Genomic DNA, 23690 nt, shown 5'->3' on the forward strand with positions numbered 1-23690 from the left:
ATTAGTATTTAAGCTTCCTTTAGTATTTTAAATTTTGGCAATAAGTAGTACTTTTGTTGAGATAAAAAAAAATGGGATTTCTCATTTAATTATAGATATTTTTAAACAAAGTTTTAAATATGAAAAGTGTAGCATTGCACAGCAAACGAACCACAGTACTTCTTAAGAGCTTATTAATGCTCTTATTTTTTGCATTTAGTATTTCTACGTATGCACAAGATGTAGACGAAGCGAGGCAAAAAGAAGGGAAAAAGTTATTTAAATCTCTATGTGCTTCTTGTCATAAATTAGATAAGAAATTGGTAGGTCCTGCGTTAGCTGGTATCGAATCTCGTAGAGAGAACGATTGGTTAAAAGCATGGATAAAAAACAACGCAGAATTAAGAGCAACTGGCGATGCAGATGCTGTTGCTATTTTTGAAGAATACAATGGCTCTAACATGAGTGCTTTTCCGCAGTTAACAGATCAAAATATAGATGATATTTTATATTATACAACTGTTGGCGAAATAAAGAAAGCAGCTCCTGCAGGTGCTGTAGCAGCTGTTTCAGCTGGTTCTACTAGTGGGGCGCCAGAGTGGATTATCTATCTTTTAGCAGGTGCAATTGTTGTAGCCTTTTTAATGATAGCTTCATTGCTAAAACAAGTAAATGAATTAAAAGGTGTTAAAAAACCTTCTGTAGAATCTAACTTAAAAAGAGATTTGCAAGAACTTTGGGAAGGTATAAAGAAGAATACTTTCTTACATGTTTTGTTTGTGATATTTGCAGCTTTAATGGGTGCTTATATTGTTTTCGGCACACTTTTTAAAGTAGGTGTAGATGAAGGTTATCAGCCTGTGCAGCCAATTGTGTTTTCACACAAAATTCATGCAGGAGATAATAAGATAGATTGTCAATACTGTCACTCTTCGGCGAAACATAGTAAGCATTCTGGTATTCCTTCGGTAAACGTTTGTATGAACTGTCATAAAAACATTTCTGAAGTAGCAGAGAATACTGTGGTAGAATTAGAAGATGGAGTAGTTCTTGGTAAGCAAGAATTAGACAAAGAAATTGCAAAGGTTTATAAAGCCGCTGGCTGGGATGCAGAAAATCTTGAGTATACGGGAGAAACACAGCCAATTAAATGGGTGCGTATCCATAACCTGCCAGACTTTGTGTATTTTAATCACTCTCAACACGTAACGGTACAGGGTGTTAAATGTCAGAAATGTCACGGACCTGTAGAGGAAATGGAAGAATTGTATCAGCACGCTCCATTAACAATGGGTTGGTGTATTGATTGTCATAGAGAAACAAAAGTAGATTTAAAAGGAAATGAGTATTACGCTAAAATACATGAACAGCTAGCTAAAAAGTACGGTGTAGAAAAAGTTACAGCGGCACAGTTAGGTGGTTTAGAGTGTGGTAAATGTCATTACTAATTAATAGAAATATAAGTATAGTTTGGTTTTAGCGATAATTTAAAACCGAAAACTAACAACTAATAACAAAAGATAAGATGGCTTCAAACAAAAAATACTGGAAAAGTGTTGAGGAACTAAAAGATAGTTCTATTGTTGAAACGTTAAGTAAAAACGAATTTATAGAAGATATTTCTACAGAAGCGTTTTTAGGTGATAAAGAAACATTAGAGACTTCGTCTACTTCTCGTAGAGATTTCTTAAAATATGTTGGCTTTACTACAGCTGCTGCTTCGTTAGCTGCGTGTCAAGGACCGGTTGTAAAATCGATACCTTACGTAGTACAACCAGATGATGTAATTCCTGGAGTTGCAGATTGGTATGCTACTTCAATGGCAGATGGTTTTGATTTTGCAAATGTTTTGGTAAAAACTCGCGAGGGTCGTCCGATTCAAATTATGCCAAACAAAGAGGCAAACGGAACAACAAGTGCAAGAGTACAAGCTGCTATTTTATCTTTATATGATGAAAAACTACGTTTAAAAGAACCAACAAAGTCTGGTGAAGCAATTTCATGGAATACTGCTGATAAAGAGATTGTTGCAAAATTAAACGAACTTAAAGAGGCAAACAAACCTGTTGTTTTATTAACAGGTTCTATGGCAAGCCCTTCTACAGAGAAAATTGTAGCAGAGTTTTTGGTTTCTTATCCAAATGCTAAACACGTTGTTTATGATGCTGTTTCAGAAGCAGGTGCTGCAGATGCAATGTTAGCAATGTATGGCAAACGTGCATTACCAAATTATCACCTTAACAAAGCAAAGACAATTGTTTCTTTTGGTGCCGATTTTTTAGGTGATTTTCATGGTGGTTTCGAAAAACAATACATAGCTGGTAGAAAGCCAGAAGCAGGTCACATGTCTTACCATGTGCAAGTAGAGAGTAACATGTCTTTAACAGGTGCAAATTCTGATAAAAGAGTGGTTGTAAAACCTTCTGATCAAGTGTTTGCGTTGTTAAATTTATACAACCAAATTACTGGGCAAAATTTACCTTCTAAAGCAACTCCTGTAGATGCAACAATCAAAAAGTTAGCATCTCAACTTAAGAAATCAGGTTCTAAAGGTGTTGTGTTAACAGGTTTAAATGATAAAAACGCTCAATTAATTTCGTTAGCAATTAACAATGCTATCAATAGTGAAATTATTGATGTAAATAATACTTTAAATATCCGTCAAGGAAACGATGTTGATGTTGCAGAATTAGTTGCAAACATGAATGCTGGTAATGTATCAGGTCTTATTTCTTACAATGTAGACCCTGCGTATTCTTTATCAAACGCTGGTGCATTTTTAGAAGGACTTAAAAAAGTAGAATTATCTGTTGCTTTATCAACTGATAATAACAAAACTGTAGATGCTTCAACATTTGTATTGCCAACACCTCACTTTTTAGAGTCTTGGGGCGATGCTCAGTTTAATGAAGAAACATATGGTTTAATGCAACCAACAATTCAGCCTTTATTTAACACTCGTCAAGTACAAGACACGTTGTTAAATTGGTCTGGTAACACCACCAAATATTACGATTATTTAAAAGCTTTTGCAACTTCAAATGTTTTAAATGGTAGTTCTTGGTCTACAGCATTACACAATGGTTTTTACAACAAAACAGTTGTAGCTTCATCAAACAAAAAATCAATTTCAATTTCAGATGCTGCCGCTGCATTATATGCTTCTGCAAATAAAGCTACTGGGTTTGAATTAAACTTATATACCAAAACAGGTTTAGGAGATGGTAAGCAAGCAAACAACCCTTGGTTACAAGAGTTTCCAGACCCTATAACAAGAGCCTCTTGGGATAATTATTTAACCATGTCTATTTCAGATGCAAATACGTTAGGTTTTGCAAATCCTGTAAAAGATAATGGTGCTATTGATGGTGATTATGCCAAAGTAACTGTTAACGGTGTTTCTGTAACAGTACCGGTAATGATACAGCCAGGGCAAGCAAACGGATCTATTGGATTGGCACTTGGTTTTGGTAAAACATTTGGTTTAAAAGAAGAAATGCAAGTTGGTGTAAACGCATATGCACTATACAACAACGCAAACAATATACAATACGGAGCAACTATTGAAAAAGCTTCTGGTACGCATCAATTTGCTTGTACTCAGGTGCAAAAAACAATTGCTGGCCGTCATGATATTTTAAAAGTAGCTACTTTAAAAGAATACAATAGCAATGTAGATCCAAAGCATTCTTGGAACAAGCCTGCATTTGTCTCTTACGATCATAAAGAAGTAGAAGCTAAAACAATTGATTTATGGGACGAGCACAACAGAGAAGTTGGGCATCACTTTAATTTATCAATCGATTTAACCTCTTGTACTGGTTGTGGTGCTTGTGTTGTTGCATGTCATGCAGAAAACAATGTGCCAGTTGTAGGTAAAAAAGAAGTAAGAGTAGGTAGAGATATGCACTGGTTGCGTATTGATAGATATTATTCTTCTGAAGTAGAAACAAGAGAAGATGCAAAAGAGCTTGGCTTAAGCAGAGGCGATATGTATAAGGCATTAGAAACGGAGGCAGAAAATCCAGAAGTTACTTTTCAGCCAATGATGTGTCAGCACTGTAACCATGCACCATGTGAAACAGTTTGTCCGGTTGCGGCAACAACACACGGTCGTCAGGGTCAAAACCAAATGACATATAATAGATGTGTGGGTACAAGATATTGTGCAAACAACTGCCCTTATAGAGTTCGTCGTTTTAACTGGTTTAATTACGCAGACAATAAAGAGTTCGACTTTAATATGAACAATGAATACGGTAAAATGGTGTTAAACCCAGATGTTGTAGTTCGTTCTAGAGGAGTTATGGAAAAATGTTCTATGTGTATTCAAATGACACAAGCAACTATTTTAAAAGCTAAAAAAGAAGGAAGAGCTGTAAATAAAGATGAGTTTTCTACAGCATGTTCTTCTGCATGTACTACCGGAGCAATGGTTTTTGGTGATGTAAATAATGATAAAGATCAGGTAGCTGCTTTGGCAGAAGACAAGAGAGCTTACCACGTTTTAGATTATCTACAAACCAAGCCAAACGTAGTGTATCAAGTAAAAGTTAGAAATACAAACGAAGTGTAAATGAGTTAAAAAAGTTGTAAAAGTATAAAGTAAAAAAAGTAAGTTTAGCTTTATAACTTTAAGAACATTTTAAAACTTTTAAACTAAAAATAAAAATAAGTAATAAATATGTCTCATTACGAAGCACCCATAAGGGAACCTTTAGTATTAGGTGATAAAAGTTATCACGATATTACCGAAGACATTGCAAAGCCAATAGAAGGCGCTGCAAATAAAAATTGGTATATAGCATTTTACATTTCTTTAGCAGCAATGCTATGGGGATTTGGATGTATTTTCTATACCGTAGGAACAGGTATTGGAGTTTGGGGATTAAACAAGAACATTGGTTGGGCTTGGGATATTACCAACTTTGTATGGTGGGTAGGTATCGGTCATGCAGGTACATTAATTTCTGCAGTACTTTTATTATTCAGACAAAAATGGAGAATGGCGATTAACCGTTCTGCAGAAGCAATGACAATTTTTGCCGTTTTTCAAGCAGGTTTGTTTCCAATTATTCACATGGGTAGACCATGGAATGCTTATTGGGTATTGCCTTTGCCAAACCAATTCGGTTCGTTATGGGTAAACTTTAACTCACCATTACTTTGGGATGTTTTTGCAATATCTACTTATTTATCAGTTTCATTAGTTTTCTGGTGGACAGGTTTATTACCAGATTTTGCAATGATTAGAGACAGAGCAGTAAAGCCATTTCAAAAGAAAATATACGCTTTATTATCTTTCGGATGGTCGGGTAGAGCAAAAGATTGGCAACGTTTTGAAGAAGTTTCTTTGGTACTTGCAGGTTTAGCAACACCATTAGTACTTTCTGTACACACTATCGTATCTATGGATTTTGCTACTTCTATCAATCCAGGATGGCACTCAACTATTTTTCCACCTTATTTCGTAGCGGGTGCAATCTTTTCAGGATTTGCCATGGTACAGACTTTATTAGGTATCATGAGAAAAGTAACCAATTTAGAAGATTACATAACACGTATGCACATAGAGTATATGAACATTGTAATTATTTTAACTGGTGGTATTGTAGCCGTAGCTTATGCAACAGAATTTTTTATTGCATGGTACACAGGTTCGCCTTATGAAAACTATACGTACTTATCTGTAGGAGCTGCAACAGGTCCTTATGCTTGGGCATTCTGGTCGTTAATTATATTTAATATTATAACGCCTCAGTTATTATGGATTAAGAAATTCAGAAGAAGTTTTATCATTACGTTTATTATTTCTATTGCCATTAACATTGGTATGTGGTTCGAGCGTTTCGATATTATTGCTATTGTATTAAGTAAAGGTCATTTACCATCTACATGGTGGCGTTTCGAGCCTACTTTTGTAGATGTAGGTATCTTTATTGGTACTATTGGATTCTTCTTTGTGTTATTCTTATTATATGCAAGAACTTTTCCAGTAATAGCACAAGCAGAAGTAAAAACAATATTAAAATCTTCTGGAGAATTTTATAAGAAAAGAAGAGAACAAGGAATACCAACTAAGCCAGCTATTAATGTAGTTAGTAATGCAGGTACAACCGATAAATTAGATAAAGAGTAATTATGGAATCATCAAAAGTTATTCATGCGTTTTATACTGATGACGAGGTGCTTTTAGACGCCGTAAAAGACGTAAAAGCAGCACATCATCACATCGAAGAAGTCTTTTGTCCTTTTCCAGTGCATGGTTTAGACAAAGCAATGGGATTAGCACCAACCAGATTGGCAATTACTGCCTTCTTATATGGTATTACTGGATTAAGTTTTGCTATTTGGATGACTAATTACATGATGATACAAGATTGGCCACAAGATATTGGTGGTAAACCAAACTTTTCTTGGTTTGCAAACATGCCAGCTTTTGTGCCAATTATGTTTGAATTAACAGTATTTTTTGCAGCCCATTTAATGGTAATTACTTTTTATATGAGAAGTAGATTATGGCCTTTTAAGGATGCAGAAAACCCTGATCCAAGAACAACAGATGACCACTTTTTGATGGAAATACCTGTACATAATAATGAAGCAGAATTAACAGCTTTATTAGCAAAAACAGGTGCTGTAGAAATTAATGTAGTAGATAAGCACTAATATATAGATAATGAAGAATATTAAAATAATTTTTGCTTTAGTTGTATTTACAAGTATTATATCTTGTAATGATAAACGTACGCCTCAATTACAATATATGCCAGACATGTATGAATCTGTACCTTACAATACAGATGCAGAAAACGGCCTATTAGGAGACCCTGTAAATTTAAAGCCAGTAGCAGGTACAATTGCTAGAGGTGGCCATGCTGCTTATGAGTATTTAGATACCAATGAAGGGTATGAGTTGGCTAAAACAAACTTAAAGAATCCTTTAGAGGCTACTGAAGAAAATTTAGCAAATGGTAAAGCTATGTACACGATATATTGTACTTCTTGCCATGGTAGTAAAGGAGACGGAAATGGATACTTATCTCAAGCAGAAAAGTTTTTAGGTATCCCAAATTATAAAGACAGAGACCTTACAGAAGGTAGTATTTATCATGTTTTAATGCACGGTAAAAACCTTATGGGTTCTCATTCATCTCAATTAACTTATAAAGAACGTTGGCAAATAGTACAGTACGTAGAAGTTTTACGTGCAGATTTGTCAAAATAGATTCTAACAAGATAGAACAGGATAAGATATGTATCAATTCTCAGGTAAATTAAAAAAAGTTTCTTTAGCCCTAATTATTTTAGGTGCCTTTGGTATTGTATTTAGTTTTTTAAATGCACCCTCTACAATTGAAGAAGCAAAAGAAATTATAGCTCATCAGTCAGCACATGGTTCTTCTCATGGTGCTTCACATGGTGATAGTCAAGAACAAGCTCATCATGATGAGAAAGTAGTTGTAGCAGATGCTCATGCTTCAGAAGCTGCACACGCTCATGATGATAATGGTCATCATGTAACAGAAGATTCTCATGCTAAGACAGACGCTCATGCAGAAAATCATGATGATGAACATGCTTTACACGTTTTACATCAATTACAAAACAAACCTTGGGCTGCATTATATGTAGCATTGTTTTTCTTTTTAGGAACAACATTATTAGTATTAGCTTTTTACGCTATACAACGTGTTGCACAAGCAGGTTGGTCTATTGTTTTATTTAGAGTGATGGAGGCTATTACAGCGAATATTGTACCTACATCTATTGCAATGTTATTAGTAATTATTGCAACAGTTATGCATTTAAATCATTTATTCCCTTGGATGGGCGAGGGTGTTTTTGACCCAGCTAGTCCAAATTACGACCCTATTGTAGATGGTAAATCTTGGTGGATGAATGTACCAGGTTGGGCAATTAGAAGTATTGCTTATTTAGCAATATGGAATGCTTACAGATGGTTTATCAGAAAAAATTCTATTAAAGAAGATACAGCAAATGACGGTGGTAAAACATATAAGTTAAACTACAATGTTTCTGTTGGATTCTTGTTTTTGTTCATGATTACTGAATCGATGATGTCTTGGGATTGGATTATGGGCCTAGACCCACACTGGTTCTCTACATTATTTGGTTGGTATGTATTATCTAGTTTATTAGTTAGTGCATTAACAGTAATTGCTTTAGTAACTATTTATTTAAGACATAAAGGAGCTTTACCTGCAGTTAATGACAGTCATATTCATGATTTAGCAAAATTCATGTTCGGTTTTTCAGTATTCTGGACGTACCTATGGTTCTCTCAATTTATGTTAATCTGGTATGCAGACATTCCAGAAGAGACTACTTATTTTGTAGCAAGGTTTAATGAATATAAAGTACCTTTCTTAGCCATGGTAGCTATGAACTTTATTTTCCCAGTTCTATTGTTATTAAATAGCGACTTTAAGAGCCTTCCTTGGTTTGTAGTATTAGGTGGTATTGTTATACTTGCAGGTCATTATATAGATGTATTTGTAATGGTAATGCCTGCAACAGTAGGTGCTCAATGGTCATTTGGTATTGCAGAAATTAGTGCCCTATTATTTTTCTTAGGAATCTTTATTTATGCTACATTTGCAGCCTTTGCAAAAGCAAATCCAATACCAAAAGGAAATCCTTTTTTAGAAGAAAGTAATCACTTTCATTATTATAATATAGAACATAGAGGTGAAGATTCAGGAGATCATCATTAACAAATAAATTGAATTAAAATAATTAAGACGAGATAACTATGCTAGCTTTATTTTATATTTTTATAGCTGTTGCAATTGGAGTAAGTTTCTGGCAAATTACCAGAATAATGAACTTTAGAGGCATTATTGCTACTGATGACGACAACAAGAAACAAGGTACATATGCCATTTATTTTATGGTTTTCCTTTATGCAATGATGATTTATTGCTTAATATTTATGAATGTAATTATGTTACCAGAGTCTGCTTCTTTTGAAGGAGAACATGATGACAATCTTTTTAATATTACATTTTGGTTAATTGGTATTGTTCAGTTTTTTATGCAATTCTTAATTTTTTACTTTACGTTTAAATACAGAGGTAAAAAAGGTCAGAAAGCTAAATTTTACTCTGATAGTCATAAATTAGAGGCAATTTGGACAATTACACCAGCTGTGGTGTTGGTTTTATTAATTGGTTACGGATTGTGGCAATGGAACAACATCATGGATTTATCTAACTCAGAAGACCCTGTAGTTATTGAGGTATATTCTCAACAATTTAGATGGGATGCACGTTATGCCGGTGAAGATAATACTTTAGGTTTTGGTAATGTTAATTTTATCAAAGGTATTAACACAATGGGTGTAGATATGTCTGATAAAAATTCTGCTGATGACAAACAAGTTACAGAATTGTATTTACCAAAAGGTAGAAAGGTACATTTTAAGTTCCGTTCTCAAGATGTTTTACATTCTGCATACATGCCACACTTTAGAGCACAAATGAATTGTGTACCAGGTATGGTTACAGAGTTTGGTTTTACACCAAAGTATACTACCGATGAAATGAGACAAAATCCAGAGGTAATTGAAAAAACCAATGGTATTAATAAGATAAGAAAAGCAAAAGGAGAAGACCCTTATGTTTTTGATTACCTACTGTTATGTAACAAAATCTGTGGTGCATCTCATTACAACATGCAAATGAAAATTACTGTTGTAGAGCAAGATGAATACGATAAATGGATTGCAGAACAGCCAACATTATCATCAGTTATTAAATAATTATAATTAAATAAGACCCTACAAATTTATAAGATTATGTCAGAACATCATCATAAAGAAACATTTGTAACAAAATATCTTTTTTCTCAAGATCATAAAATGATCTCTAAGCAATTCCTAGTAACAGGTATGTTTATGGGTATTATAGGTGTATTTATGTCTATGTTATTTCGTATGCAAATAGCATGGCCAGAAAAATCATTTTCTATCATAGAAGCTTTTTTAGGCCCTCATCAAACAGACGGTGTAATGAATCCAGATATTTACCTTGCATTGGTTACAATACATGGTACAATAATGGTTTTCTTTGTACTTACAGCTGGTTTAAGTGGTACTTTTTCGAACCTTTTAATTCCTTTGCAAATTGGTGCAAGAGACATGGCTTCTGGCTTTTTAAACATGGTATCTTACTGGTTGTTTTTTCTATCTAGTATTATCATGGTTATCTCTTTATTTGTTGAAGCAGGTCCTGCTTCTTCAGGATGGACAGTTTACCCACCGCTTTCTGCATTGCCACAAGCAATACCAGGTTCTGGTGCAGGTATGACATTATGGTTGGTTTCTATGGCTATATTTATTGCATCTTCTTTAATAGGTTCTTTAAACTATATCGTAACTGTATTAAACTTAAGAACAAAAGGAATGACAATGACAAGAATGCCATTAACAATTTGGGCTTTCTTTATCACTGCAATTATTGGTGTAGTTTCTTTCCCGGTATTATTATCTGCAGCACTATTATTAGTTTTTGATAGAAGCTTTGGAACTTCTTTTTACCTATCAGACATCTTTATTTCAGGTGAAGTATTGCATTATCAAGGAGGATCACCAGTATTATATGAACATTTATTTTGGTTCTTAGGTCACCCAGAAGTATATATTGTATTATTACCTGCTTTGGGTATAACATCAGAAATTATTTCTACACACTCTAGAAAACCAATTTTCGGATATCGAGCAATGATTGGTTCTATTATGGCAATTGCATTTTTATCTACAATTGTTTGGGGTCACCATATGTTTGTATCTGGTATGAATCCGTTTTTAGGATCTGTATTTACCTTTACAACATTGTTAATTGCAATTCCTTCTGCGGTTAAAGCGTTTAATTATGTAACTACTCTATGGAAAGGAAACTTACAGTTAAACCCAGCCATGCTTTTTTCTATTGGTTTGGTATCTACTTTTGTAACTGGTGGTTTAACAGGGTTAGTTTTAGGAGATTCTGCTTTAGATATTAATATACATGACACGTACTTTGTTGTTGCACACTTTCACCTAGTAATGGGTGTATCTGCTATCTTTGGTATGTACGCAGGTGTTTATCATTGGTTTCCTAAAATGTACGGTAGAATGATGAATAAAACATTAGGTTACTGGCACTTCTGGATTACTATTATCTGTGCTTATGGCGTATTTTGGCCAATGCATTTTATTGGATTAGCAGGTTTACCAAGAAGATATTATTCGAATACAAACTTTCCAATGTTTGATGATTTATTAGAAATCAATGTTGTAATTACAATTTTTGCATTAGTTGGTGGTTTAGCTCAAATTATATTTATTGCAAACTTCTTTATCTCAATGTATAGAGGTCAAAAAGCAACTCAAAACCCATGGAATTCTAATACTTTAGAGTGGACAACACCTGTAGAGCACGTTCACGGTAACTGGCCAGGTAAATTACCAGAAGTACATAGATGGGCTTACGATTACAGTAAACGTGTAGATCCAAAAGATGATGATAGTGATTATTTACACGGTCAAGATTTTGTTTTACAAACAACACCTTTATTAGAAGGAGAAGACCCTTCATAAAAAAAGATTATTTAAGAGTACACTATACTTATAAAAACCTTTCCAAGTTTCTTGGAAAGGTTTTTTGTTATGTAACAATTCTTACATAAATGTCGTTTAAAATCATTTATCTTTGTTATTATGAATGAGCATTTAAATCCTGAAAACACAAATTTATCTAACGAAGAATTAGACGTAGAAAAAAAATTACGTCCACTTTCTTTTGACGATTTTACAGGTCAAGATCAAGCACTCGATAACTTAAAAGTTTTTGTTGCAGCAGCCAATCAGCGAGACGAAGCCTTAGATCATACCCTATTCCATGGCCCTCCTGGTTTAGGTAAAACAACACTTGCACATATTTTAGCAAATGAATTACAAGTAGGCATTAAGGTAACTTCTGGGCCTGTTTTAGACAAACCAGGTGATCTTGCGGGACTGTTAACCAACCTTGAAGAGCGAGATGTATTGTTTATTGATGAAATACACCGACTAAGCCCTATTGTTGAAGAGTATTTGTATTCTGCAATGGAAGATTATAAAATTGACATTATGATAGAGTCTGGCCCAAATGCCAGAACTGTTCAAATTAATTTAGAACCTTTTACGCTTATAGGTGCAACTACTCGTTCAGGATTATTAACAGCACCAATGCGAGCGCGTTTTGGTATTAGTAGCCGATTACATTATTATAAAACGGAGTTATTAACCACTATAATTCAAAGAAGTGCTCATATTTTAGGAGTGCCAATTTCTATGGAATCTGCGATAGAAATTGCAGGTAGAAGTAGAGGAACACCTAGAATAGCAAATGCTCTATTACGTAGAGTTAGAGATTTTGCACAGATAAAAGGAGATGGAAGTATTACCATAGAGATTGCAAAATATGCCTTAAAAGCATTGAATGTAGATGCACATGGTTTAGATGAAATGGATAATAAAATATTACTAACTATTATTGATAAATTTAAAGGAGGCCCTGTTGGTTTAAGCACTATTGCAACTGCAGTATCAGAAAATACTGAGACTATAGAAGAAGTATATGAACCTTTTTTAATACAGCAAGGTTTTATTATGAGAACACCTAGAGGAAGAGAAGTTACCGAATTGGCGTATACTCATTTAGGTAGAGAAAGAGGAAGAAATCAAGGAGAATTGTTTTAAAAAATAGAAATTAAAGTATAATACAAAGAAATTAATAAGCCTATTTTATAGGCAGAGTAGCATGAATATTAAAAAGATAATACCAATTTTAGACTGGTTACCAACGTATAATGTTTCTTATTTTAAGGGAGATTTAATTGGTGGTATTACAGTAGGTATTGTTTTAATTCCGCAAGGTATTGCCTATGCACTTATTGCAGGTTTACCACCTATTTATGGGTTGTATTGTGCGTTAATTCCCCAAGTTATGTATGCTATTTTTGGATCTTCTAGGCAAGTGGCTATTGGGCCTGTTGCCATGGATTCTTTAATAGTTGCCACAGGCGTTTCTACACTGGCATTAACAGGATCTGATAGTTATATCTCTATTGCCATTTTATTAGCATTAATGGTAGGTTCCCTTCAATTTTTAATGGGTATTTTTCGTTTAGGTTTTATTGTAAATTTTTTATCGAAGCCAGTAATTACTGGTTTTACATCTGCGATAGCACTTATTATCGGTTTCAATCAGTTTCGCAATTTGTTTGGTGTAAATTTTATTCAAAGCGAACAAATACAATATGTTATAGAAGATATTTGGCTTCAAATGGCAAGTTATAATTACCATACAACAGGTATTGGTATTCTCTCTATGCTGATAATTATTATTTTTAGAAAGATTAATAAGAAAATTCCAAATGCTTTAATTGTTGTTATTCTTGGGATTGTAACCATGAGATATTTTGGTAGTTCTTTTAATGATGTTGCTATTATAAGAGAAATTCCGTCTGGGTTACCAACGTTTTCTATTCCTGAATACGATACAGATTTAATAACCGAATTGTTACCCATAGCATTTACACTTGTAATGGTTGGGTATTTAGAAACTATTTCTATCGGAAAATCACTCGAAGCGAAACAAGACGAGTACAGAATAAGACCCAATCAAGAACTAATTGCACTTGGAATTAGTAATATTATGGGCTCTTTTTTTAAGGCATATCCTTCTACTTCAAGTTTTTCTAGATCGGCAATAAATCAAGAGAGCGGAGCAAAAACAGGTATGGCTGCCCTAATTTCTGTAGTAATGGTTGTAATAACATTACTATACTTAACACCATATTTTTATTATTTACCCAAAACAGTACTTGCAGCAATTATTATTGTTGCTGTTTTTGGCTTGGTAAATTTTAAAGAAGCCGCTTTTTTATGGAAAGCAAATCACTTAGATTTTTGGTTGATGTTGTCTACATTTATTGCTACGTTATCATTAGGTATTAAATTTGGAATTATAGTAGGTGTCGGACTTTCTTTAATTGTATTAATTTTTAGAACCTCTAGACCTTATGTAGCCGAGTTAGGCAAAGTGCCTGATTCTAATTTTTATCGAAATAAAAGCCGTTTCGAAGAAGTAGAAATTCAAAATGATATCTTAATTTTTAGGTTTGATGCACAAATTTATTATGCGAATTCTAGTTATTTTAGAGATAAACTCGATGAAATGGCGCTTGTTAAAGGCAACGATTTAAAAATAATTGTGGTAGATGCAGAAAGTATAAACAGAGTAGATAGTACAGGGGTAGAAATGCTTAAAGAACGTATTAGTTTTTATAAAAAGAAAGGAGTTACCTTTTTATTTGCAGGCGTAAAAGGCCCGGTAAGAGACGACTTGTTTCGAAGCGGAATTTTATCAATAATAGATATCAATCATTTTTTTATGCGGGTAAATGATGCGGTAAAATTTTACAAAACAGGAGACAGAAAAAAACAAGAAAAGTATGCAAAATACATCCATCAAGCATACAAATAAATACCATTAGAGTTTTAAAAATTAGAACATGATTATAGAACAAATTTATACAGGTTGCCTAGCACAAGGTGCTTATTATATAGAGAGTAACGGAGAAGTTGCTATTATAGATCCTTTAAGAGAAGTACAAGATTATATAGATCGTGCCACTAAAAATAAGGCGAAAATAAAATACATTTTTGAAACTCATTTTCATGCCGATTTTGTAAGTGGTCATGTTACATTGGCTGAAAAAACAGGCGCAAAAATTGTATATGGACCATCAGCAAAAACAGATTTCGAAGCAATTATTGCAACAGACAATCAGGTTTTTAAAGTAGGTGATATAACCATAACTGTTTTACATACACCCGGTCATACAATGGAGAGTTCTTGTTTTTTATTAAAAGACAAAGACGGAAAAGACCATGCGCTTTTTAGTGGTGATACTCTTTTTTTAGGAGATGTTGGTCGTCCAGATTTAGCCCAAAAAGGAGCAATTACAGAGGCTGACTTAGCGGGTTATTTATTTGATAGCCTACGAACAAAAATTATGACTTTGGCAGATACCGTTATTGTGTACCCTGCTCATGGTGCAGGATCTGCTTGTGGTAAAAATTTAAGTAAAGAAACTGTTGGTACAATTGGCAATCAAAAAGAAACCAATTATGCATTAAGAGCAGACATGACTAAAGAAGAATTTATAAAAGAAGTTACTGATGGTTTATTGCCACCACCAGCGTATTTTCCTTTAAATGTAAAATTAAATAAAGAAGGATATGCAGCAATAGACGACGTGCTTAAAAAAAGTATAAAGCCAATTGCAGCAAAAGATTTTGAAGCATTAGCAAATGAAACCGGAGCTGTTATTTTAGATGTTCGTCATCAAACAGAATTTGTAAAAGGCTTTATACCGCAATCTATTTTTATTGGTATTGATGGTGGATTTGCTCCTTGGGTAGGCACACTGATTAAAGATGTAAAACAACCTATCTTGTTGGTAGCGCCAATTGGTAAAGAAGAAGATACCATTACACGTTTATCTAGAGTAGGTTTCGATAATGTTTTAGGCTATTTAGAAGGTAGTTTTAAAGCTTGGCAAAATACAGGCAAAGAGATAGATACGTTAACATCAATATCTGCAGACGATTTAGAGCATAGGATAAAAGAAGACGCAGTTGTTTTTGATGTAAGAAAACCAGGAGAATACCAAAGTGAACATATTATTTCTGCAGCATCAACTCCGTTAAGCTTTTTAAATGATCATCTTAACGAGTTTCCAAAAAAAGAGGCCTTTTATGTGCATTGTGCAGGCGGTTATCGTTCTGTAATTGCAGCGTCTATATTAAAAGCAAGAGGTTACCATAATGTAATTGATGTTGCGGGTGGTTATGCAGCCATTCGAAATACGCAAATAGAAAGAACAGTGGCCGTTTGCCCATCAACTTTAAAATAAATAAAATGAGAAAATTTGTATTTTTTTTATTCCTTGTATTTTCTATGGGAAGTTGTACTTCACAAGAGCAAATTAAAACGATTGCTCCTAAAGATTTAAAAGTTTTATTAGCGAAAAAAAACGTACAAATACTCGATGTAAGAACACCAGAAGAAATAGCACAAGGCACTCTTAAAAATGCGAAGTTTGCAAACTATTTTGATGTAAATTTTACAGAAAATGCGAGTACAAAGTTAAACAAATCAAAACCAGTATACATTCTTTGTAGAAGCGGAAACAGAAGTTTAAAAGCCTGTAAAATTCTTAAAGAAAAAGGGTTTGATGTTATAAATATTTCTGGCGGAATTAACCAATGGAAAAAAGAAAATTAATACTTATGAAAACAATAGAAATACAGATAGAAAATTTAAAATGTGGCGGATGTGCTGCTACAATTAAAAAAGGATTATTAGAGATAGAAAACATACAAGAAGTAGCCATTGATGTAGAAAAATCTATCGTAGCTATTTCTTCTGAAAATGCAGATTTAGAATTGGTAAAAACAAAACTATCTAAACTTGGGTATCCAGAAGTTGGCGATAAAAATACAGTATTGCACAAAGCAAAATCTTTTGTGAGTTGTGCAGTGGGCAAGTTTGAAGCATAAAACCTTTATGCTTTTACAGATTAATAAAATAGCGTTTGCATAATTAAGCAAACGCTATTTTTTTATCAATTATAAGAAATACAGGCTTTAATAAAGCTATACGGGTATGTTCCGCCAAAAAGCGATAAAACATATTCTCCGTTGGGTATGTTGTGCGTACCGCCTCTAAAATGCCTAATTCCGTTACCAGGGACACTTCTTAATTGTATTTTTTTAACATTTCTACCCAGACTAACAGAAACCCGACCACCAGTAATAACTACGTTTGGTTTTTCGTACACACCGTTAGAGTGTAAAACAGTGCAATCTCGATTAATAAAAGCAGAGTCTTTTTCTAAATGATCTTCAATAGTAGACATTTCGATATCTAATTCATGTTGATGCATTTCTTCTCCTGTTGCATTAAATCCTTTGTGAAGCTCGTTGGCTAAATCTTCTATCATAATAAATTGGTTTAATTATGCTAACAAGAACTCTACAAAAGGAAACAAATAAAACTGTTAGCTTACTTTATTTGTTACTAAACCAAAAAATATACATATAAAAATGTAGTTATATTTTACTATCATTTTGCTGAAAGCAAAAAAATAAAACGATATTCTTTAAAAAAGGGGAATTGATACTTTTTAGACTAAGTAGGGAAGTTTCTAAAGCATAAATCTAAGCATTAAAAATTTAAAAACAAAAAATAGCTGTAAATCAGTTTTTTACAAAAAAAATCCCAAGCTAAGCTTGGGATTTAAAAATTGTTTACTTTTTTTTTAGAAACGTAGGGTAACTCCCATTAAAAAGTTTCTGGTTGCTTGCGGATAGTAACCTGCACCATCTACTGTTGTTGTAACATTTGCTTGAGACCAAGTATCATCAAACGTATAATAATATCCTCTGTCTACAATTTCTACATTAAAAATATTATTTACCAAAGCTGTAAATGTAATCGATGTAAAGATAGATTTTGGTGCTATTTCATATACAACATTTACATCAGAAGTAAAGAAATTGTCTAAAACATCGGTGTCTGAAATTGCACTGCTAAAATTACTCATAAACTGTTGCCCTACATATTTAGATAAAAATGTAAACTGTAAATTTTCTACTGGCATGTAGGTAATCATATTTCCAAGAACAACGTCTGGTGAAAATGAAATGTCTGTTTCGCCCAAAGACTGTGGTGTAGGATTGCCATCTCTAGTAATAAAAAAGTCTCTGTTTTTATTGGTGCTAAAAGAAGCATTGGGCCTTATTTTAAATTGATTAGACAAACGGATGTCTGCATCGATCTCTAAACCTAATCGGTAACTGCTACCAGAAGTTGCTCTAATTTGCTGTCCAACATCATCTAAAGCACCTGTTAAAACCAGCTGATTCTTATAATCCATATAATAGATGTTGGTATTTAGTGTTAGATTTTCTTTGTTTAAACGCCAGCCTAATTCAAGGTCATTTAATGTTTCTGGTGTGTCTACACCGTTTTCAAAATCGTTTCTATTAGGTTCTTTATTGGCTACAGCAAACGAAGTATATAAATTATTTTGACTATTAATTTTATAGGTAAATCCGAATTTAGGGTTGAAAAAGTTAAAATTAGCATCTACATCAATTGCATCTCTATCAGATGTTAAACCTGCTGTTTGATAACTTACAAAACGACCTTGTAAATCTACATATCCAGAAAGCTTTTCTGAAATTGCAAATGTTGCTTTGCTAAATACAGAAAAATCATTTTTTGTAGCATCAGAAAAATAATAACGATCTCTAATAGTAGTGTTTGATGTTAAATTATTTCCCCAAATTACTTCCCCGAAATGGTCTCCGGTGTAATTAGAATAAGAAATTCCTGAAATGAAATTCAGTTTTTCTGTTTTGTAATTGGTATTAAAATTAACCACATAAAAATCATTGTCTAACCAACGTCTTACAATTACATCAGAACCATCAACAATTAAATTATTAAAATCTGCGGCATCTTCACTTGCTTTAAATTGCTCAAAATAACCCGCACCTTTGGTGTAGTTTAAACCTAGATTTGTAGACCAGTTATCGGTTAATTTTTCGTTCCAATGCAATTGATAATGGTCTTGTTGGTAATTGTCTACTTCATTATCATACGTGTATGGGTTCTGCCTTCTGTTTTCCTGTAATTGAGCTTCAGTTAAGCCTTCCCACGCTTGGTATGTTTTTTCTTTACCTCCAAAAGTAATTGCTTTTATCAGGGTGTTTTCATCAGTATAACTTGCTTGTAAAAAATACGACTTTAAATCTGCAAAAGCCCTGTCTACATAACCATCAGAATAAATATTAGACACACGACCCGCAATTTCTATATGGTCATTTATTTTTCCGGTGCTAAATTTTACCGTATGTTTTCTGGTGTTAAAAGACCCAAAAGAATTAGCAATTTCACCAAAAGCATTATCAGAAACGGCATCTGTTAAAATATTTAAACTTGCGCCAAAAGCACCAGAACCATTGGTAGATGTTCCTACACCACGTTGCAATTGCAAACTTTCTGTAGAAGAGGCAAAATCGCCTAAATTTACCCAAAAAGTACCCTGACTTTCAGCATCGTTATACGGAATTCCGTTTACAGTTACATTAATCCTTTCAGAGTTAGAACCACGCACATTCATATACGTATAACCAATACCAGCACCAGCATCACTAGAAGAAATCACGTTTGGTAAATAATTTAGTAAAACCGGAATGTCTTGTCCTAAATTACGTTTGGCAATTTCTTTTTTAGACAAATTAGAAAACGTAACAGGTACGTCTGCATTTACACGAACGGCAGATACCAGAATTTCATCTAAAACCGAAAATTCTGCTTTTAACTGCACCACATAATACTCGTTTTTAGAAAGTGTAATTTTTTCTGAAACCGTTTTGTACCCTAAAAAAGAAACAGCCACAGTGTAGGTTCCTTTTTGTAGGTTCAGATTAAAGTTTCCTGCTTCATCAGAAGAAACTCCTTTTTTAAGTTCTTTAACCACAATAGATGCGCCAGTTAAAGGTTTTTTGTTTTCATCTACTACTTTTCCAGAAAGTGTAAATTGTTGTGCGTTTGCAAGTATACTTACAAACAAGAATAAAAAAAGTGTAATTTTTTTCATTTTAAAAAAATTTAAAACGAATAAAAAGAGGTAATTATTCTTGTGATTAATATTGAATAATTAGTGTTTGTTTTACAAATTAAGAATAATGAAAAAATCTATTTTACAAATAGAGATTACTTCCCTCGCTTCTTATTTGCAAAACATGTTTTACAAAATGGCGATTATCGCCTCCCTAAACAGCATTATCTGTTCTAGGTTCATTGGGTATGATCTCAGCCTTTTAAAGTTAAAAGTTAAAAAGTCTAAGTAGACTAAAAACCAACAACTAAAATTAGCACCCCTTTATGAGAACGATGCAAAATTAAGGTGGATTTTTTTATTGTGAAATAGAAAAGTGTTTTTTTTTTAGAAGCTATTTCCAGCTTTTCGTTTTATCTTTTTATGCTGAATTTATTTTAGCCTCTATTATTACTTAGAAGTCTTCACTTTCTTTGGTAGCTATTTAATAGTGTTTTGCATAAAAAGGATGCCACTGCAATCTGGGCTAAACTTGTTTGCCAGCTTTTAGATTTACTCTAAGTTTGGTTTTTTACGAAGTGCTTTTTTTACAGAAGTCTTTTTTTTAGTTTCAACACGTTTTTTTAAAACACCTTTACTAGGTTTTGTAGGTCTTCTTTTTTTGGGTCTAACTAAGTTTGTTTTTATCAGATTTAAAAAACGCTTTATTGCCAACTCTTTATTTTTATGTTGAGAACGAGTTTCTTCGCAAAATAAAATTAAAATCTGTTGGTTGGTTAATTTAGAGGAAAGCTTATTTTTTAAAAGCGCCTTTTCATTTTCAGATAAAGCAAGTGAATTTTCTAAATCGAAAGTCAATACTACTTTAGAAGAGGTTTTATTTACATGTTGCCCACCAGCGCCACTACTTCTAGTTGCTTTAAAAACAAGTTCTTTAATTAGTTTTTCTGGTGCCATTATTTTTCTAAGCTTTTAGAAAATAAATTTAAATTGGTGCTAGTTGCAATTAACTTATCTATAGCGTTTACAGCATTTTGTAAACGAGTTTCTTTATTGCCTTTTAATAGAATGTAGTTTTTGTTGTGTTTTTTTAAAGCATTTTCAAAGGCAGTAAACATCTCTAAACGCAACTCGGGTCTGTCTCTTAAATCGTCTTCTTCCCAAGGAGTATCTATATACGTTAGTAAATATAAATCGTAGGTATTCTTATTGGCAGCTTCGTTTAAATGTGAGTCTACAAAACCACCATAATATTCTTCAGAGTATACTTTGGTTTCTAGTAAATCGGTATCACAAATTAATACTTTGTCTGCTTTTTTTGCCAACTTATTTTCTAGTTTCATTTGTCCAACGGCAATAGGAAGTAAATCGTCTGCTTCACATGTTTTGCGCTCATTATTCCATTTTTTTTGTAAGTACTCTCTGGCAAATTCTGGTGCCCAAACCGTATTGTAGTGTCTTGCAAGTTGTTTAGAAAGTGTTGTTTTTCCGGTAGATTCTGGTCCAAATAAAACAACTTTTATAATGTTTATTGGTTTCTGAGTAAGTTCTTTTTCCATGCTAAATAGCCAAAAATGGCAATAAATGTAAATCCTAAGTATTGAAAACTAGTAAATGTAAATCCTTTATAAAGGTATAAAGGTACAGAAATGATGTTTCCAACAATCCAAAATAACCAGTTTTCTATTTTTCTTTTTGCCATTAACCACATTCCCACAAAGAAAATTGCCGTTGTAACAGTGTCTGCATATGCAACCCAATTGGTCCATTTATCGAAATAGTTATAAACGATAAAAACAAAAACAAGAGTTGCTAAAAAAATAGCAGTTGATGTCTTTTTTTCATTTAAAGTAGTTCTAGATATTTTAGTAACATAGCTATCATCAACAGTTCTCGTCCAAATATACCAACCATAAACACTCATTATAAAGTAGTATGCGTTGATCATCATGTCTCCTAAAAGCGACCATTTTAAGAGTAAATAAACAAAAATAGCGGTGCTAATCATTCCTGTAGGAAACACCCAAATTTTATTTTGTTTAGAAAACCAGACAGATAAAAAGCCAAAAATTACGGCAATAATTTCTAAAAAAATATCAATAGTTTCGTAGGTTTTATATTGTTCGAAAAGAAAATTAAAAATCTCTTGCATCTGTTTTGTTTGAACAGTAAAAATAGTGTTTTATACTGTTTATTTTAATTTTCAAATATGTTAAAAACATAATCTTGTCATTTTCCCCCAAAAAAAAAGTCGAAATGACAGGTTTTTTTTTATTGTAGAAGATTAGAGTATTTCATTTAGTCTTGTCGTTTCGATTTTAAGAGAAATCACACAAGAAAAGACCATAAATTTTTAGCCGCTTTATGAGATTTCTCACTAGCGTACGAAATGACAAACTGTATACTATAGTAAGACAACTACTTTTTCAAATCCTCAAAAAAAGTTTCATCATTTTCAAAAGCAGTGCCAATAACTACCAAATCTGCACCTGCAGAAAAAGCAGTTTCCAATTGTTTTTTAGACTTAATTCCGCCACCAACTATTAAAGGAATTGTTAGGTTTTTAGAAACGAGACTTATAATATTTTCGGCTACAGGTATTGTAGCTCCAGAACCGGCTTCTAAATAAATTAATTTTTTTCCAGAAAATTGCCCAGCCAAACCAGTGTTTAAAATTAGTGTTGTATTATCTTGATCAATAGGTGTTGTCTTGCTTACTTTTTGTACAGCAGTTTCTTTTCCGCCATCAATTAAAATATATCCGGTAGGTATAATTTCTAAGTGTGTATCCTTTACAAAAGGCACACTTTTTATTTGTTGCTCTATTAAATATTCTGGATTTCGTCCAGAAAGTAAACTTAAAAACAACAAACCATCTGCTTTGTTTGTAATCTGACGTACATCACCAGGAAATAAAACAACAGGCAATTGGGTGTTTTTTTTAATAGCAGCTACTACTTTTTCTGTTTGATTGTTAATATCTGTACTACCACCAACAAAAATATGCGTAGCAATAGATGCTGTTACTTTCTTAAAAAAAGAGGGAATGTTCTGAAGCGGCATTTTTTCTGGATCAATTAAAACTGCTAACAGTTTTTTGCCTTCCTTTTTAGCTTCTAAAATATTTTGGTAGATATTCATATCAATTTCAAAAATACAAATTAGTTCTCGACTGCGCTCGAACTGACAACATTTTTCAGTTTAGAAACTTTGTGAATACTGTCACCTCGAGCGCAGTCGAGAGGTTTTTAGTTTAGACAGTTATTTATTATAAATATAAATTAGTACTGTTCTGAGCTCGAACTGACAACACTTTTCAATTTTAGTACTTTAAAATCCTTCTAACTCTTTTAATACGCATACACACAGGTAAATCCTTCAAACTCTAAAAACTCAATTTTATACGGTGTCATTTGACCATCAAATCGAATTTCTCCACTCGTTTTTTCATCTTCAAACTTAAAATCATCAATATAAATATGGTGTAAAAATAAGAGTTTCTTTTTGCCATAAATTTTATACAAACTTTCTTTTGCACCCCAAACAATCGTTAATTTGCTAATTAAAGCATCTGCGTTTGCAATAGTTTTGTATTCCTCTAGAGGTGTAAATTTATGCGCTATTTTTAAAATTTTATCACGTTGTTTTTCAATATCAATGCCCACCTGTAAATCATCAGAAACAATAATAGCGGTAAACGTAAAAGAATGGGTAATAGAAATTAATTTTTTATCTATTAAATGTGGCTTTCCAAAGGCATCATAAATTAAGTCAGAATCGGTATAACCAACTTCTTTTAATAAGTGTCTAATGCTTAAAAACCCTTTTTGATGCAGTTCAGATTTCATAGACTGCAATCTGTTTTTACTGCTTTCTGTAAGTAAAATGCCTTGCTGTAAATTGATTAATGATTCTTCAATCTTCCATATCAGTACTTTAGTTGTACTGTTAACTGTTATTGTTTTGTAAAGAGACATAGATTTTAAAATGTATGTTGTACCTTTGCAACTGCAAAAAATTAGATT

General features: G+C 32.9%; 20 protein-coding genes. 13 read left to right on the forward strand and 7 right to left on the reverse strand.

The window, feature by feature from the left end; translation table 11 throughout:
• Positions 1–119: 119 nt before the first annotated feature.
• The 13 genes from Q0678_RS10840 (at position 120) to Q0678_RS10900 (ending at position 16594) form a co-directional block, all read left to right on the forward strand.
• Positions 120–1427 carry a c-type cytochrome gene (locus Q0678_RS10840; protein WP_299057747.1) on the forward strand — a complete coding sequence of 436 codons (1308 nt, stop codon included), beginning with the start codon at positions 120–122 and terminating at the stop codon, positions 1425–1427.
• Between the two features lie 77 nt (positions 1428–1504).
• Complete coding sequence (locus Q0678_RS10845; RefSeq protein WP_299057749.1) at positions 1505–4555, forward strand: TAT-variant-translocated molybdopterin oxidoreductase; 3051 nt, start codon at positions 1505–1507, stop codon at positions 4553–4555.
• Between the two features lie 108 nt (positions 4556–4663).
• Positions 4664–6118, forward strand: a complete 1455-nt coding sequence (nrfD, locus tag Q0678_RS10850) for an NrfD/PsrC family molybdoenzyme membrane anchor subunit (protein ID WP_299057751.1) — start codon at positions 4664–4666, stop codon at positions 6116–6118.
• Between the two features lie 2 nt (positions 6119–6120).
• Positions 6121–6648: a DUF3341 domain-containing protein gene (locus tag Q0678_RS10855; RefSeq protein ID WP_299057753.1), complete on the forward strand. Its 528-nt coding sequence runs from the start codon at positions 6121–6123 to the stop codon at positions 6646–6648.
• Positions 6649–6658: 10 nt separating this feature from the next.
• The gene (locus tag Q0678_RS10860; RefSeq protein WP_299057755.1) at positions 6659–7207 is read left to right on the forward strand and encodes a cytochrome c; all 549 of its coding nucleotides are present in this window, start codon (positions 6659–6661) and stop codon (positions 7205–7207) included.
• A gap of 28 nt (positions 7208–7235) precedes the next feature.
• Entirely contained in the window at positions 7236–8717 is a 1482-nt protein-coding gene (locus Q0678_RS10865) for a quinol:cytochrome C oxidoreductase (RefSeq protein ID WP_299057757.1), read from the forward strand.
• 38 nt (positions 8718–8755) lie between these two features.
• Positions 8756–9763 (forward strand): cytochrome c oxidase subunit II, encoded by a 1008-nt coding sequence (locus tag Q0678_RS10870; protein ID WP_299057759.1) that lies wholly within the window; start codon positions 8756–8758, stop codon positions 9761–9763.
• A gap of 36 nt (positions 9764–9799) precedes the next feature.
• Positions 9800–11581, forward strand: a complete 1782-nt coding sequence (locus Q0678_RS10875; protein ID WP_299057762.1) for a cbb3-type cytochrome c oxidase subunit I — start codon at positions 9800–9802, stop codon at positions 11579–11581.
• 120 nt (positions 11582–11701) lie between these two features.
• Positions 11702–12724, forward strand: a complete 1023-nt coding sequence (ruvB, locus tag Q0678_RS10880; protein ID WP_299057764.1) for a Holliday junction branch migration DNA helicase RuvB — start codon at positions 11702–11704, stop codon at positions 12722–12724.
• 61 nt (positions 12725–12785) lie between these two features.
• Entirely contained in the window at positions 12786–14513 is a 1728-nt protein-coding gene (locus Q0678_RS10885) for a SulP family inorganic anion transporter (RefSeq protein WP_299057766.1), read from the forward strand.
• Positions 14514–14541: 28 nt separating this feature from the next.
• Entirely contained in the window at positions 14542–15948 is a 1407-nt protein-coding gene (locus Q0678_RS10890; RefSeq protein WP_299057768.1) for an MBL fold metallo-hydrolase, read from the forward strand.
• Positions 15949–15953: 5 nt separating this feature from the next.
• Entirely contained in the window at positions 15954–16319 is a 366-nt protein-coding gene (locus Q0678_RS10895) for a rhodanese-like domain-containing protein (RefSeq protein ID WP_299057770.1), read from the forward strand.
• Between the two features lie 5 nt (positions 16320–16324).
• Positions 16325–16594 carry a heavy-metal-associated domain-containing protein gene (locus Q0678_RS10900; RefSeq protein ID WP_299057772.1) on the forward strand — a complete coding sequence of 90 codons (270 nt, stop codon included), beginning with the start codon at positions 16325–16327 and terminating at the stop codon, positions 16592–16594.
• 65 nt (positions 16595–16659) lie between these two features.
• Here Q0678_RS10900 and Q0678_RS10905 read toward each other — a convergent pair whose 3' ends face one another.
• From Q0678_RS10905 to Q0678_RS10935, 7 genes are all read right to left on the reverse strand, one after another.
• Entirely contained in the window at positions 16660–17037 is a 378-nt protein-coding gene (locus Q0678_RS10905; protein ID WP_299057776.1) for a hypothetical protein, read from the reverse strand.
• Between the two features lie 318 nt (positions 17038–17355).
• Positions 17356–19704 carry a TonB-dependent receptor gene (locus tag Q0678_RS10910; protein WP_299057778.1) on the reverse strand — a complete coding sequence of 783 codons (2349 nt, stop codon included), beginning with the start codon at positions 19702–19704 and terminating at the stop codon, positions 17356–17358.
• A 513-nt stretch (positions 19705–20217) separates the two neighbouring features.
• Positions 20218–20622, reverse strand: coding sequence for an alternative ribosome rescue aminoacyl-tRNA hydrolase ArfB (gene arfB, locus Q0678_RS10915; RefSeq protein ID WP_299057780.1), 405 nt, complete (start codon positions 20620–20622; stop codon positions 20218–20220).
• The gene (locus tag Q0678_RS10920) at positions 20622–21224 is read right to left on the reverse strand and encodes an ATP-binding protein (RefSeq protein WP_299057782.1); all 603 of its coding nucleotides are present in this window, start codon (positions 21222–21224) and stop codon (positions 20622–20624) included. The genes arfB and Q0678_RS10920 overlap by 1 nt, the downstream gene beginning before the upstream one ends.
• Entirely contained in the window at positions 21194–21817 is a 624-nt protein-coding gene (gene pnuC / locus Q0678_RS10925; RefSeq protein WP_299057784.1) for a nicotinamide riboside transporter PnuC, read from the reverse strand. The genes Q0678_RS10920 and pnuC overlap by 31 nt, the downstream gene beginning before the upstream one ends.
• A 266-nt stretch (positions 21818–22083) precedes the next feature.
• Positions 22084–22806 carry a geranylgeranylglyceryl/heptaprenylglyceryl phosphate synthase gene (locus Q0678_RS10930; RefSeq protein WP_299057785.1) on the reverse strand — a complete coding sequence of 241 codons (723 nt, stop codon included), beginning with the start codon at positions 22804–22806 and terminating at the stop codon, positions 22084–22086.
• 209 nt (positions 22807–23015) lie between these two features.
• Positions 23016–23642, reverse strand: coding sequence for a 4'-phosphopantetheinyl transferase superfamily protein (locus tag Q0678_RS10935; protein WP_299057786.1), 627 nt, complete (start codon positions 23640–23642; stop codon positions 23016–23018).
• Positions 23643–23690 lie beyond the last annotated feature (48 nt).

Origin of the sequence: uncultured Polaribacter sp., from assembly GCF_947497125.1 — a bacterium.
In the GTDB taxonomy this organism is placed as follows: Bacteria; Bacteroidota; Bacteroidia; order Flavobacteriales; family Flavobacteriaceae; genus Polaribacter.